Origin of the sequence: Rhizobium sp. FKY42 (assembly GCF_005222835.1) — a bacterium.
In the GTDB taxonomy this organism is placed as follows: domain Bacteria; phylum Pseudomonadota; class Alphaproteobacteria; order Rhizobiales; family Rhizobiaceae; genus Neorhizobium.
The window spans coordinates 570,206-582,704 of sequence record NZ_STGA01000029.1 but is presented as its reverse complement, the minus strand read 5'-3'; the positions used below and the strand labels follow the sequence as shown (position 1 = coordinate 582,704).

Here is a 12,499-nt window from a genome sequence, read left to right as displayed (position 1 = left end):
GTCAGATGGTTAGCGAATGTCAACTTCTCAAGGTTTCATTTGAATGAATCCAGTAATCTCAGTGCGGGTCTGATACGAAAAGCTCAAATGCAACAGGTCCGGGCAAGGGAAACGTGACAGACTGCGGCAGCAATTCCTTAAGTTTCCGTATGTATTGTGGCGTCTCACAACGTCGCGTGAGGGTAAGAGGCCTCGGCAATGGTATCGACCTTTCTCAGCTACGATCTCGTCAATCGCGATCTTTATACGTCACTGAATCGCGTGGCCAAGCAGCCCGAGGTTTCGCGGGAGGCAGATTATTACGAAGCCAACATCGCCAAGGTGAAGACCGTCGATGAGTTCATGGAGAACGATCGGCTGTACAATTATGCCATGAAAGCGTTTGGTCTTGGCGAGATGACCTATGCCAAGGCCTTCATGCAAAAGGTTCTGGAAAGCGACCTGAGCGATGAGACGAGCTTCGCCAATCGTTTGAGCGATAGTCGTTACCGCCAGTTTGCAGCAGCGTTCAATTTCAACAACACGAGTTCCGCGGTTGCTCAGACGTCCAATCAGATGGACGATGTGATCGGGCTTTATTCTGCGACAATGGACGCCAAGGAAGAATCCGTCTCTGTGGAGGCAGGATATTTCAACGCTATGATGGGGACGATCACCAGCGTCGATCAACTGTTGAGCGATGACCGGCTGCGCTCCTATATGTTTACCGCCTATGGTCTCGATGAGACCTATTATTCGCGCGATTTTCTGAAAGGCGTGCTGACAAGCGATACCAGCGATGCCAACAGCTACATCAACCAGAACCTGAAGCCTAGCAAGGATGAACTGACGGCGGCCAATGCGGACCTCCAGGCCAAGGTGGATGCATCAGACGATCCCGACGAGCGAATTTCCTTGCGCAACCAGATTTTTGCCAACGAGAAGACGCTGAGTACGATCGAGCAGTACTACAAGCTGGCGGATGCCTTCCAGTTCAATGCTGATGGCACTGTGCCGACGGGTGGTGCGCAGACAAGCGATCAGTCCAAGGCGACCTACGAGCTTTATCTGAGCAACCAGACGCGTGTCTCAACCACGACCGCCACCAATGAGGATACCTATTTCAAATCGAAGATCGGCAGCGTCACGAAGATCGAGGATCTCTCGACCGACAGCCGTCTCTACAACTACATAACCAAGGCGTTCGATCTGGATGGCGTAGTCTGGTCCAATATCGAGAGCGCGCTGAAAAGCGATCTGAACGATACCAGTAGCGCGGTTTACACGCTTGCTGCTGAGAAGCCCGGTCTGCTTGAACTGGCCAAAGCCTTCAATTTTGCCTCCGACGGAACCGTTGCCGCGGGAAGCGCCCAGACGGCCCAGCAGCAGGAGACAACGTCAAACTATTACTTCAGCCGCTATGACGATACGCAGGATGAAGCCGATGAGCAGGCAGCATTGCTCTATAAGACGGCGATGACAGACGTCACTTCGGTCGATGATTTCCTGAGTAAACCGAATGCCTATGAATTTGCTCTCAAGGCTGTGGGTCTGGACCCGTCGCAGGTGTCCACCTTCACGCTCAGGCAGGTGCTGACCAGCGATCTCAACGATACGAAGAGCTTCGTCTACACGCTTGGCGACGACCGCTATCTCCAACTCGCCAAGGCGTTCAACTTCGGCAAGGATGGCAAAACCACATCTCCTGTCATTGCCCAGACCACTGCAACGATCACTTCCATCGGCTCTGCTTATACCATTCAGCAGACGCGTCTGCTCAAGGGCACAGAACTTACCTCCGCGCAGACAAAGGCCAAGGAGGAGGTCAGCTACTATTCGAAACAGATGGTGGAGATCGAAACCGCGTCTCAGTTTTTGAGCGATAGCCGTCTGGTGAATGTTCTTCTGACCTCTTACGGCGTCGATCCCAAGGATGTTTCCAGCGATTTCCTCAAGCAGGTATTCAGTTCCGATCTTTTGGACCCCAACAGCTTCGTGAACCAGCAGAAGGATGGTGTCTGGGCGGAGATTCTGGGATCGTTCAATTTCGATAAGAGCGGCAATGTTTCGCGCAACGTGAATACCGGCGTCCAGTCCCAGGGCAAGATCATCGAGATCGAGAACAAGTATAACCGGCAGACGCTGGAAGAACAGCAGGGCGAGGCCAATCCCGGCGTTCGCCTGGCGCTCTACTTCGAGCGCATGTCGCCGAAGATCACCTCCGCCTACGATATTCTCGGCGATACGGCGCTGCTCGAGTTCTTCCGCGTGTCCTACTCTCTGCCGGAAAGCTTCAGCAACATGGATGTCGACAAACAGGCGGCGCTTGTCGAGAAGTACATGACCCTTTCAGATCTCAAGGATAGCGACAAGGTCGCCAAGATGATCAGCAAGTTCACCGCGTTGTATGACCAGCAGAATTCCAGCGCCAGCTCGTCAGCTCTCTCCATCCTGAATGGAACCGGCGCGGCGTCCGGCATCAGCGCCGACCTGTTGTATTCGCTCTCGCAGCGATAATCTGGTTCAGACGTTGATCACCTTGCCGGGGTTCATGATCCCGGCCGGGTCGAATGCCCGCTTGATGCGGCGCATGAGGTCGATTTCGATTGCAGGACGAATGCTCGCGAGCTCATCCCGCTTCAACTGACCGATGCCATGCTCGGCGGAGATCGAGCCGCCCTTTTCCAGCACGATGGCATGGACGATTGCGTTGATCTCGCGCCAGCGGGCAAGAAACGCAGCCTTGTCGGCGCCGACCGGCTGCGAGATATTGTAGTGAATATTGCCGTCGCCCAGATGCCCGAAAGCGCAGATACGCGCGCCCGGCATCGCCGCCAGCACGGCCGTCTCGGCTTGTGCCATGAATTCGGGAATGCGCGACACCGGAACGGAGACGTCGTGTTTGATCGAGCCACCTTCCGGCTTCTGCGCATCCGACATGCTTTCGCGCATGTGCCAGAGCGCTTTGGTCTGTGCGAGGGAAGCAGCAATCACGGCATCTTCCACCAGGCCATCTTCGAAGCCCTGCTCCAGCAGGGATTGCACCATGGTTTCCGCTGTCGCGGCTGAATCATTGGTGGAGATGTCGATCAGGACATACCACGGGTGAGGGGAGGCGAGCGGATCGCGCACGCCCGGAATATGGCGGGTTGTGAAGTCTATGCCGATCCGCGGCATCAGTTCGAAGCCCGTCAGCGCCGTGCCGCACAGGTTGGATGCTTTCTCAAAAAGCTGGAGCGCGGCCTGCGGTGAGGGCACGCCCGCAAACGCAACCTGATGGCCTGCTGGACGTGGAAACAGTTTCAACACCGCTCCGGTAATCACGCCGAGCGTTCCCTCCGCGCCGATGAAGAGATCTCGCAGGTCGTAGCCAGTATTGTCCTTTTTCAGGCGACGCAGCCCGTCCCATATTTCGCCGGTCGGAAGGACGACTTCGAGCCCTAGGCAAAGCTGGCGCGTATTGCCATAGGCAAGAACGGCGGTTCCGCCCGCATTGGTGGAGAGATTGCCCGCAATGCGGCAAGAGCCTTCAGAGCCAAGCGAGAGCGGAAACAGCCGCCCGATATCTTCCGCGGCCTTCTGGATATCGGCGAGAATGCACCCGCCATCGACCACCATGGTGTTGCCCAGCGGATCGATGTCGCGAATGCGGTTCATCCGCTCCAGAGACAGGATGATGGATTTGCCGTCTTCCGAGGGCGTCTGCCCGCCGACCAGTCCCGTATTGCCCGTTTGCGGTACAACTGGCGTTCCTGTCTCGCTTGCCAGCGCCATGATGCGCGAAACCTCTTCTGTTGAAGCCGGTTTCAGCACCATGGCAGCGCGGCCATGGTAGAGCCCTCGGTTCTCGGAAAGTCGAGGAGCCATCTCCTTCTCATCCGTGATGACATTGGCTTCGCCCACGATTGCGGCAAAGCGGGAAAGCAGATCGGAGGAGAGGAGGCTATCCATAGTCGCTATCCTTTACGTATCGCGAGGTGCGGCAGCGCGCATCAGCCGGTCGTTGATTGCTTCTCCCAGCCCATGATCCGGAACAGGGCCAATGGCAATTCGCTCAACGCCTGTGGCGTCTGCCTGCTTCAACAGGCCGAAGAGATTGGCGGCAGCCTCGGCCAGATCACCAGAGGCGCTCAGATCGAAGATGGCGCGCGCATGCTCGCTTCCGGTTACGGGCTGACCCGCAAAGCGGATCAGCGCCTCACCAGCCTGCGCATCCACGGCGTTAAGGCGCACGAAAGCCCCTGGCGCATAATGCGAAGCCAGCATTCCAGGCGCTTCGATTGTCGGTGCCGGACCCTCCTGGCGCTCGACCGGTTGACCCAGCAGCGCCTCGATCTCCTCCGCCGCAATGCCGCCCGGACGAAGCAGACGCACGCGCTTGCCCTCAACGCGGATGATGGTGGATTCAACACCCACCGGCGCACTGCCGCCATCAAGGATGAGCGAGAGCTTGTTTCCCAGATCATCCGCGACATGCTGCGCGCTGGTCGGACTGATCTTGCCGGAGGTGTTCGCACTTGGTGCAGCCAGCGGTCTGCCCAGAGCACGGATGAGTTCGCTGGCAAACCCCTTCGGGACGCGCACGCCCACGCTATCAAGCCCCGCCGTCGCCAATAGGTGGATGGGGCTTGTTTCCAGAAGCGGCAGAACCAGCGTCAGGGGCCCCGGCCAAAAGGCTTGCGCGAGACGTTCCGAGATGGGATCGAATTCTGCATGCAGCTTTGCCATGGCAAGATCTGCCATATGGCAGATCAGCGGGTTGAACTGCGGTCGCCCCTTGGTCTCGTAGATGGCCGTCACAGCCTTCGGATTTGTCGCATCGGCCGCCAGACCGTAAACCGTTTCCGTTGGAATGGCGATCGGCAAGCCTTCGCTCAGCCGGGAGACGCCGTCCTTCAGGGCTCGGTCGTGTTCGTTTTCGATGGAAATGATTGTTGCAGCCATGATGATCTGGTGAATAACGCCAAATCCATCGGCCTTGCAAATTCTTTCAGAGCTTGCGGATGATCTCGCGCACCGTTTCGTCCGGAGCGCCCAGAACGAGCACGTTCTTCAGCGCTTCCGAAGGATCGCTTGTCTTGAACAGAAGTCCATTGCCGCGAATGCTCTTGTCGATTTCCATCCGACCATCGGCTGCCTGCTGCATGGCAACGGCGAAATACATGCGGGAATAGTCGGTGCGAATGTGCTGGAAGAACTCTTCATTATCCCCGATGTCTGCGGCAAAGTTGCAGATGTAGAACGACCAGACGATAGGCTTACTGCGCTCGAAGCGGGTCTTGGCCGTGGTGACATGGCAATAGCCGAGATGCGGGCGCTCATCCAGCGCCTTGCTGAAGATGATCTTCGGAAAGCGGATGAGCTTGTGAACATTGTTCAGCCGCTCATGGGTGGTTTCCCCGGCTGTCGTCAGCTTTTTTTCCGTGCGTTCCGCAACCTCTTCATAGGTCAGGTAGCGCCGCTCGTCTGGCAGCCAGTCGCCTTTTTCGCGGGAAATGCGGCCCGTGCGCAGAAATTCGGAATGCGACGCCTTCTTCGTCTGCGGCAACAAGGGTTTGAGCGCCGCCGCATCGAAATAACGGAACTTCCTCTTCTCTTCCACGCCACGCTCTCCAATCAGGTACAGCCCAAAGTTTATTGCACGATCCTTAACGCTGGCTTGCGTGATTGTTGATTTTCAAACCTATCCTGTTTGCGTCGTCCGACTCCATCAGAAAGCGACGGTCTTGTAACTTAAGTCATTGGATGTTTGAGACAGTTTCGCGAATGCGCTTGCTGCGACATGTCGTTTTTCCTGTCGTCAATGCGGAACTGCATGTCGCAATGCCCTCTGTCGTGGCTGACCTGCTGTCGGCTATATTTGGTATCGACATTTCAGGGTCATTCCAGATCGACAGGAACGCAAGATGGATATTCGCGAAACCGTGCTGCGCCAGCTGAAGAACCACCGCGAGGGCTTCAGTCTCGAACAGCCCTTCTATATCGATCAGGATTACTTCCGTCTCGACATGGAAATGATCTGGTATCGCGATTGGCTGTTCATGGGCCATGATTGCGAGATCCCTCGAGTGGGCAATTATTTCACCGTGCAGATTGGCGATTATCCTGTCGTCATCGTGCGCGGTCGCGACAAGGTCATTCGGGCTTTTCACAACACCTGTCGCCACCGTGGCCACCGGGTCTGCACCGCAGAAAAAGGTGCATCCGCAAAGCTCGTCTGCCCCTACCACCAGTGGACCTATGATCTGGACGGTTCCCTCGTTTTCGCGCGCCAGATGGGCGAGGATTTCGACAAGGCTCAGTTCGGCATGAAGCAGGTTCATTGCGAAAGCGTGGCCGGTTACATCTTCATCTGTCTGGCCGATGAGGCGCCGGATTTCGCACCCGTTCGCCAGACCATCGAACCCTATGTCGCGCCGCATCGCCTTTGGGAAAGCAAGGTCGCGTTCGAAAGCACCATTGTCGAAAAGGGGAACTGGAAGCTCGTCTGGGAAAATAACCGCGAATGCTACCATTGCGCGGGTAATCACCCGGAGCTTTGCCGTACATACCCGGAAGCGCCGTCTGCAACCGGCGTTCAGGGGGCCGCTGAAGATCCCTTTATCTCGGAACACTGGCAGCGCTGCGAGCAGGCAGGCCTGCCAAGCACCTTCACCATGCACCAGAGCGGCCAGTTCCGCGTGGCGCGCATGCCGCTGATCGAGGATGCCGAAAGCTACACCATGAGCGGCAAGCGGGCCGTGAAGCGTCCTCTCTCCGATGACGTGAAGATTTCCCACATTGGCACCATGCTGCTGTTCCACTACCCAACGACCTGGAACCATATGCTGGGAGATCACGCGATCTCGTTCCGTGTGCTTCCCCTTTCTGCGGAAGAAACGCAGGTCACCACCAAATGGCTGGTGCACAAGGATGCCGTGGAAGGCGTGGATTACGACCTGCACGAGCTCACTCATGTCTGGCAGATGACCAATGATCAGGATCGCTCGATCGTTGAGGAAAACGCTTTCGGCATCCGCTCGCCTGCCTATGAGCCAGGTCCCTATTCGCCCGATCATGAAGGTGGTGTCATGCAGTTCGTCGAATGGTACACAAACTTCATGACGGAACGCCTGCAGGGCGATCGTACCAAGCTTTCCGCCGTGGCCTGATCATTATGGCGCCAATTCATCCTTACAAGCATGTTGACGAGATGCGGCCCTGGTCCGACCGGACCCATCTTCTGGAACTTGTTGCCTGGACGCCCGAAGCGCCGGATGTGATGACCTTCACTTTCAAGCCGGAAAATCCCGGCCACTGGTTCCGTTATCTTCCCGGCCAGTTCGTTACTCTGGAACTTCCGGTCGGGCCGGAGCCCGTGCTGCGCACCTATACGCTGTCATCCAGTCCCTCGCGGCCCTACACGGTCTCGGTCACGGTCAAGGCGCAGAAGAACTCCATCGGCACGCGCTGGATGTTCGACAATCTGAAGCCGGGCATGAAAATCCGCGCCATCGGGCCGCTTGGCGATTTCTCCTATGTGAAGCATCCGGGCGAGAAATATCTGTTCATCTCGGCAGGCTCCGGCATCACGCCCATGATGTCGATGACGCGTGACATGGCGGACCGCACGCCGGATACCGATGTCAGTTTTATCCACTGCGCCCGCACGCCCGATGACATCATCTGCCGCTGGGAACTGGAGTATCTCGCGCGCCACCTGCCGCATTTCCAGCTCGGCTTCATCGTTGAGCAGGTCGGACGTTCGCAGCTTTGGGCAGGCCTCAAGGGCTTCATTGACAAGGCCAAGCTCTCGCTTCTTGCGCCAGATTTTCTGGAGCGTACGGTGTTCTGCTGCGGGCCTGAAGCCTTCATGGCAACGGTGCGGGAAAGCCTGAAGAGCGCCGGTTTCGATATGAGCCGCTATCACGAGGAAGCCTTCCAGCCTGTTGCTTCCGAACTGCCCGTGGTGGTTGCAAACGCCGATGGAGAGGCCAAGGCGCACAAGGTCTCTTTCTCGATGTCCGGCAAGGACGGCAAGTGCGAGCCCGGCTTCACGGTCTTGCAGACGGCCCGCGCCAGCGGTGTCCGGATCGGCGCTGCCTGCGAATCCGGTTTGTGCGGTACCTGCCGCGTCATGCTTCTGTCTGGCGAGGTGGATATGGCGCACAATGGTGGCATTCTCGATGAGGAGATCGAGGAAGGTTATATTCTCGCCTGCTGCTCTCGTCCAAAGACGGATGTCGAAGTGGAAGCCTGATCGAGCCCGATCACGCTTTCGTGCCTCTGCTGGCGGAACCGGCCTTCGAACCATTGCGTTAGAGGGCCAACCAGGAAACAGAGGAAACCGAAAATGGGTATCATCACCAGAAAGCTGGCTGCTATCGCCATCGCCTTCGTTGTGACCGTGACTGGACTTTCGCCTGCGCAAGCCATGCCATTTGCGCCGATGCAGCAAAAGCAATCGGCAGAAGCACCGGTGGTGAACGTCCAGTTCGATCGCCGCTGGGATCGCGGTTATGACCGCCGCTGGGATCGCCGCCAGGAATATCGCGGCGGCTATTACAACGGCTATCGGGGTTACCGCGAACGTCGCTCGGGATACCGCTACCACAATGGCTACTGGTTCCCGCTGGCAGCCTTCGCGGCTGGTGCGATTATTGGCGGTGCAACGATTGCGCCGCGCGCGGTGGCTCCGGCTGGTGCCCCGGCTGGCGCATTGAGTTCCCGCCACTATGCCTGGTGCCAGCAGCGCTACAGAACCTACCGCGCTTACGACAATACTTATGTGGCCAATAGCGCGGGCGAGCGCCGCTACTGCAACTCTCCTTATTGATCTGCCACGGCAGTTGTCAGAGTGGCCCGGGCCGTTTGCTGGAAATCTGAAAAAATTGTTAATGAGCGGTTCAGCTTCCGGTTTGTAAGCTTTCTCTATTCGGATTACACTCAAGTTGAACCCGGACAAGCTCGATCGTACGGCGTTCAAAGCCCTCCAGATGATCGTTTCGGGTTGGAGACTGGATATGACAAGTTTGGTGAAGAAAATCGCACTTCTCGGAGTGTCTGCTGCGGTCCTGGCGACCTCTTTCCTGCCCGCAGAGGCAATGCCTCTGACCGCACGTCCGGAAGTAAAAACCGATGTGCAGACCGTGCAATACTGGCGCGAACGCGACTATTACGGCGGCCATCGTGACGGATATTACGGCGGCTATCGCGGCCATCGCGAGCGTCGGGATGGCTATCGCTATCACAACGGCTACTGGTTCCCGCTCGCGGCCTTTGCCGCCGGTGCCCTGATCGGTGGTGCCGTCGCGGCCCAGCCACGCTACGTGGCTCCGGCTCCACGCTACGTTGCACCGGCGCGTTCGGGCATCAATCCACGCCACTACGAATATTGCGCGGCGCGTTACCGGTCGTATGATAGCTACAGCAATACGTTCCAGCCAAATCACGGGCCGCGTCGCCCTTGCTACTCACCGTTCTATTGATTTACGGATTGAGCAATCAGAGAATCCTTGCTCGCCGCAGTATCCACCAGGCGCAAAGCACGGATAGAACAATGAAGCCGAAGGCCAGCGTGGTGCCACCAACGCCGTGGGCAAACGGCAGGTCCGAGGTGTTCATGCCGAAAAAGCCGGTCACCAGCGAGGGCGGCAGCAGGAAGGCTGTCATCAGCGAGAGAATGTAGAGGTGGCGGTTCGTCTCGGAGGAGAGCTTCGAGTCGATTTCTTCGTGCAGCAGCCGCGCTCGTTCCTGCAGTGCGTAGACATCGTAATCCACCGATTCCAGTCGGGCCATCAGACGGCTGGCCGTATCGTCGAAACCTGGGGGCATCTCGTCATCGTCGGATGCGGCGGCGCGGCGCATGAGCGTCAAAATCGTCCGTAAGTGTCTATGCAAGCGCACGATTGTCCGCCGAACCGGCGCAAGCCTGCGGCGCTCATCGCGGGCATCGCTGTCGTAGACGATATCCTCGATCTGGTTGAGTTCCTCCGTCAATTCCATCACGAGCGAAATCAGCGTGCGCTGGAATTCGATGACGATCATCTCGAAGATATCGATTGGCTGCCTGCAGCGAGCCGGGTTCTTTTCCAGACTGGCGCGCACCCGATCAATGGAACGCAGCGGCTGCAGCCGCGTGGTGATGATCATGCCCTCGACCACGGCAAAGTGCAGCCAGCCGATGTCGCGCGTATTGCTGTCGAATTCACGCTGAAAGTCGACCAGCGTGCCATAGATCGTTTGCTCGTCCAGCGTGATGGAGGCGTGCGTTTCGTGTGTCGTCAGTGCACTCACAATATCTGGCGGCAGAGTGCCGAGGCTCTCCAGAAAGGCCGGAACCCTTTGGTCTGCGAGATTGAGGTGAAGCCAGGTGAAGCCGTTCAGCGGTGGCTTGATCTGATCACGAGCGGCATCGGGTAACAGACGCAGACAAAGGCGCTCATCCGGCTTGAGCCGGTACGCCCAAACGATGCCGGGAATGGCGGATGCCGCGAGCGTGATTGTCAACCCGGAGCCTCCCGTGTCTGAATGCGTGGAACAACGGCAAATGGACCGATAGAATTCCATCCATCCTATGGCCGTAACGGCGTTTCACAACAGTTTTGTGACAGGAGAACCGCCCACCTGACCCCTCCTTTGTGATCTGGCGGCGATTGACAAATCGTCTTACGTTTACGTAAAAAGCAGGAAGGAGAAGCCGCTCCGCGCGGCTGTACGAGGATTGTTGCGAGGAGACGCGCCATGTACAAGGCCCCGGTCGAAGATATTGCCTTCACACTCAACCATGTTGCAGGTCTGAAGGACGCCATCGCCGACGGCAGGCTGGGCGATCTCAGCGATGACCTTGTCGATGCGATCTTGGCTGAGGCGGGGCGCTTTGCATCCGACGAAATGGCGCCGCTTGGCCCGGTGGGCGACAAGGAAGGTGCTCGCCTCGTGGATGGCAAGGTTATCGTCCCGACGGGCTGGGATAAGCTGTACCAGGATTGGGCTGCCGGTGGCTGGAACTCCCTGACGTCTGATCCGGATTTTGGCGGCCAGGGCCTGCCGCACATGCTCAATGTCGCGGCGCTGGAAATGTGGAACGGCGGCTCCATGGGCTTCACGCTCGGGCCGACGCTGACCATGGGGGCCGTTGATGCGCTCTCTGCGCATGGATCGGACGCTCTCAAGGCGCAGTATCTTCCGAAAATGGTGTCCGGCGAATGGATGGCCACGATGAACCTGACAGAGCCGCATGCCGGTTCCGACCTCGGCGTCATGAAAAGCCGGGCCGAGCGCCGTGACGATGGCACCTACAGGATTTTCGGCCAGAAGATCTTTATCACCTGGGGGGAGCATGATGTGACCGAAAACATCATTCACCTGGTTCTCGCCCGTCTGCCGGATGCGCCGGCCGGCACACGCGGCATCTCGCTGTTTCTGGTGCCGAAGTTCCTGCTCAATGCGGATGGCTCGCTTGGAGCTCGCAACGATCTGCACTGCCATTCTCTCGAGCACAAGCTTGGCATTCATGGCTCTCCGACCTGCACCATGATCTATGGAGACGGGAAGTTCGGGGATGAACCGGGGGCGATCGGTTACCTGATCGGCGAAGAGAACAAGGGTCTCGCCTGTATGTTCACCATGATGAACAATGCCCGTCTGGCGGTGGGAATGCAGGGTGTCGCCATCAGTGAGGCTGCGACCCAGAAGGCCATCCAGTATGCGAAGGATCGCACCCAGGGCAAAGCGCCCGGCTGGAGCGGCTCCGGCATGAGTCCCATCATCGAGCATCCGGATGTGGCGCGTATGCTGGTCACCATGAAGGCGCTGACACAGGGCGCGCGTGCCATCTGCTATTCCTGTGCCCATGCAACAGACCTCAGCCATAATGGCGAAGGAGACGAGGTCCGCCATTGGGCTGAACGGGCTGCACTTCTCACGCCGATTGCAAAGAGTTTTGCCACCGATGCCGGCGTCGATGTAGCGTCGCTCGGCATTCAGGTGCACGGGGGTATGGGCTTTATCGAGGAAACCGGTGCGGCTCGTCTCTGGCGCGACAGCCGCATTGCGCCGATCTACGAGGGAACGAACGGCATTCAGGCGGCAGACCTGGTAACCCGTAAATTGCCGCTTTCCAATGGCGATCACGTTCGGGGCTTCATTGCCGAACTGAAGGAGATTGCAGAGCAGGTGCGCGCCTCCAATCTCGAAGCGTTCGGCGAAACGGCGGCCCGTCTTTCGTCCAGCCTCGCAGATCTCGAAGATACTACTGATTGGCTGCTGGCAAGGTTCGCCGCAGGAGATATGGCTTCGGCGCTCGCGGGCGCCACGCCCTATCAGCGTCTCTTTGGGCTTGCGCTCACGGGCGTCTATCTCGCCAAGGGAGCCCTAGCGGAAGAGGACCACGGTCGCGAACAGCGCCTTTCCCTGTGCAGGTTCACGGCAGAAAACCTGATTGCGGAAACTGCAGCGCTGAAGGATCGCGTCATCAATGGCGCAGCCAGCCTTCAGGCAGCCCGCGCCGTGCTTGCGTAATCCGTCCGAGGAGGACCCG

Annotated in this window: 10 protein-coding genes; 6 read left to right on the top strand and 4 right to left on the bottom strand. The window is 58.1% G+C overall.

The genetic code is table 11. The features are described 5' to 3' along the window. Positions 1 to 198 precede the first annotated feature (198 nt). On the top strand, positions 199 to 2,496 hold the full coding sequence (locus tag E8M78_RS13645; protein ID WP_137135541.1) for a DUF1217 domain-containing protein: 2,298 nt from the start codon (positions 199 to 201) through the stop codon (positions 2,494 to 2,496). Between the two features lie 6 nt (positions 2,497 to 2,502). Here the strand turns inward: E8M78_RS13645 and E8M78_RS13640 are convergent, their stop codons facing one another. From E8M78_RS13640 to E8M78_RS13630, 3 genes are read right to left on the bottom strand one after another with little or no spacing between them, the layout of a single operon-like run. Then, positions 2,503 to 3,930 carry an FAD-binding oxidoreductase gene (locus tag E8M78_RS13640; RefSeq protein WP_170973422.1) on the bottom strand — a complete coding sequence of 476 codons (1,428 nt, stop codon included), beginning with the start codon at positions 3,928 to 3,930 and terminating at the stop codon, positions 2,503 to 2,505. Between the two features lie 12 nt (positions 3,931 to 3,942). Continuing rightward, entirely contained in the window at positions 3,943 to 4,923 is a 981-nt protein-coding gene (locus tag E8M78_RS13635) for an L-threonylcarbamoyladenylate synthase (protein ID WP_137135539.1), read from the bottom strand. Between the two features lie 46 nt (positions 4,924 to 4,969). Further along, positions 4,970 to 5,581: a DUF6656 family protein gene (locus E8M78_RS13630; protein WP_246658320.1), complete on the bottom strand. Its 612-nt coding sequence runs from the start codon at positions 5,579 to 5,581 to the stop codon at positions 4,970 to 4,972. 304 nt (positions 5,582 to 5,885) lie between these two features. Between E8M78_RS13630 and E8M78_RS13625 the strand changes: the two genes are divergently transcribed. The 4 genes from E8M78_RS13625 to E8M78_RS13610 all read left to right on the top strand — a co-directional run bounded on the left by E8M78_RS13625 (position 5,886) and on the right by E8M78_RS13610 (position 9,446). Next, positions 5,886 to 7,130 carry an aromatic ring-hydroxylating dioxygenase subunit alpha gene (locus E8M78_RS13625; RefSeq protein WP_137135538.1) on the top strand — a complete coding sequence of 415 codons (1,245 nt, stop codon included), beginning with the start codon at positions 5,886 to 5,888 and terminating at the stop codon, positions 7,128 to 7,130. Between the two features lie 5 nt (positions 7,131 to 7,135). Next, positions 7,136 to 8,218, top strand: coding sequence for a hybrid-cluster NAD(P)-dependent oxidoreductase (locus E8M78_RS13620; protein WP_137135925.1), 1,083 nt, complete (start codon positions 7,136 to 7,138; stop codon positions 8,216 to 8,218). A 93-nt stretch (positions 8,219 to 8,311) separates the two neighbouring features. Next, the gene (locus E8M78_RS13615) at positions 8,312 to 8,794 is read left to right on the top strand and encodes a BA14K family protein (protein WP_137135537.1); all 483 of its coding nucleotides are present in this window, start codon (positions 8,312 to 8,314) and stop codon (positions 8,792 to 8,794) included. Between the two features lie 187 nt (positions 8,795 to 8,981). Continuing rightward, on the top strand, positions 8,982 to 9,446 hold the full coding sequence (locus E8M78_RS13610; RefSeq protein ID WP_137135536.1) for a BA14K family protein: 465 nt from the start codon (positions 8,982 to 8,984) through the stop codon (positions 9,444 to 9,446). A gap of 16 nt (positions 9,447 to 9,462) precedes the next feature. On the opposite strand, the gene E8M78_RS13605 is transcribed toward E8M78_RS13610, so the two are convergent. After that, entirely contained in the window at positions 9,463 to 10,461 is a 999-nt protein-coding gene (locus E8M78_RS13605; protein ID WP_246658337.1) for a transporter, read from the bottom strand. Between the two features lie 240 nt (positions 10,462 to 10,701). On the opposite strand from E8M78_RS13605, the gene E8M78_RS13600 reads away from it, so the two are divergent. Beyond that, on the top strand, positions 10,702 to 12,480 hold the full coding sequence (locus E8M78_RS13600) for an acyl-CoA dehydrogenase (RefSeq protein ID WP_137135534.1): 1,779 nt from the start codon (positions 10,702 to 10,704) through the stop codon (positions 12,478 to 12,480). Positions 12,481 to 12,499: the final 19 nt, after the last annotated feature.

Bases quoted from the DNA above. Each gene is read 5' to 3' on its own strand.
- E8M78_RS13645 (WP_137135541.1), top strand. From the start codon at position 199: ATGGTATCGACCTTTCTCAGCTACGATCTCGTCAATCGCGATCTTTAT.
- E8M78_RS13640 (WP_170973422.1), bottom strand. From the start codon at position 3,930: ATGGATAGCCTCCTCTCCTCCGATCTGCTTTCCCGCTTTGCCGCAATC.
- E8M78_RS13620 (WP_137135925.1), top strand. From the start codon at position 7,136: ATGGCGCCAATTCATCCTTACAAGCATGTTGACGAGATGCGGCCCTGG.
- E8M78_RS13635 (WP_137135539.1), bottom strand. From the start codon at position 4,923: ATGGCTGCAACAATCATTTCCATCGAAAACGAACACGACCGAGCCCTG.
- E8M78_RS13625 (WP_137135538.1), top strand. From the start codon at position 5,886: ATGGATATTCGCGAAACCGTGCTGCGCCAGCTGAAGAACCACCGCGAG.
- E8M78_RS13615 (WP_137135537.1), top strand. From the start codon at position 8,312: ATGGGTATCATCACCAGAAAGCTGGCTGCTATCGCCATCGCCTTCGTT.
- E8M78_RS13600 (WP_137135534.1), top strand. From the start codon at position 10,702: ATGTACAAGGCCCCGGTCGAAGATATTGCCTTCACACTCAACCATGTT.
- E8M78_RS13610 (WP_137135536.1), top strand. From the start codon at position 8,982: ATGACAAGTTTGGTGAAGAAAATCGCACTTCTCGGAGTGTCTGCTGCG.